The organism is Aliidiomarina sanyensis (genome assembly GCF_003987175.1).
GTDB lineage: Bacteria > Pseudomonadota > Gammaproteobacteria > Enterobacterales > Alteromonadaceae > Aliidiomarina > Aliidiomarina sanyensis.
Window position 1 is genome coordinate 1 of sequence record NZ_PIPM01000043.1, and the last position, 919, is coordinate 919.

Here is a 919-nt window from a genome sequence, read left to right on the forward strand (position 1 = left end):
ACTGGGTCTGGTATCGCTGATGGACAGTTACCATCAGCTCAAATGTAACCTATGAACCGCCGTGGTACGGAACCGTATGCCCGGTGGTGTGAGAGGACGGAGGCCAGGAGGCCTCCTCCTACTCGATTTGGCTCGTTTGATTATTTTTTAATTAAAAAACTCTCGAGCTTTTTGCCTTGATTTAAGGCCTTTTGAATTGGTTTTGGCATCCGGCCTTGACCCGTCCAGGTACGCTTTTCACCATTGGACATGGTGTACTCATACTTCGCCGGCTTCGGTGCGCGCTTGCGTTGACTGCGCTTGACCGGCGCTCGGCTTGGCGCTCCAAGAATATCTTCTGGGTTGAGGCCAGCTGCTTCAATGTCTTTGCGAATCCGTTCGATATCTGCCAACTTTGCGGCCTCTGCCCGCTGTTGTTCAGCTTCTTCTTCCTTGCGTTGTTCAATAATATTCTCGAGCTTTGCCATAACTTCTTGTAATTCCGTTACGGACAAATCTTTGGTCGCTGCATTCAAGCGACGTGCGTGAGTAAGAATATCTGTAAATTCGCTCATTGTAGTTCCTTTCGTAGGATAATTTCTTTCTGAATGAATTTGATGGTGCAACGAAAACTGAAATATACATTTGTATTTCAGAACTTTATTTTAAACCATCTTTTTTGTTTTACAGCAAATTCATTTTGTAAATTTATTAAAAGCTTAGCGAATGGATTACAAAATGAATATTCAGTGGCTCTTCAAACACGCAGGGAAAAGTATTTTTATTCTTCTGGAGGGAATTTTTAATTTTGAGCCTAGATTCAATTAATAACTGCAACACTCGCTCTGCGCGTACTGCAATTGCTCTTTAAAAATTACATCTGGTTGCTTAAACCCTAATATCTTACGCGGCCTGAGATTTATACGCTGTTGTATTTTGG

Annotated in this window: 1 protein-coding gene and 1 pseudogene; both read right to left on the bottom strand. The window is 42.7% G+C overall.

Annotation, left to right across the window (positions count from 1 at the left end; genetic code table 11):
• Positions 1-140: 140 nt before the first annotated feature.
• Entirely contained in the window at positions 141-554 is a 414-nt protein-coding gene (locus CWE11_RS11995) for an H-NS family histone-like protein (protein WP_126777859.1), read from the bottom strand.
• A gap of 249 nt (positions 555-803) precedes the next feature.
• Positions 804-919: pseudogene (locus CWE11_RS12290) on the bottom strand (IS30 family transposase); the annotation flags it as partial.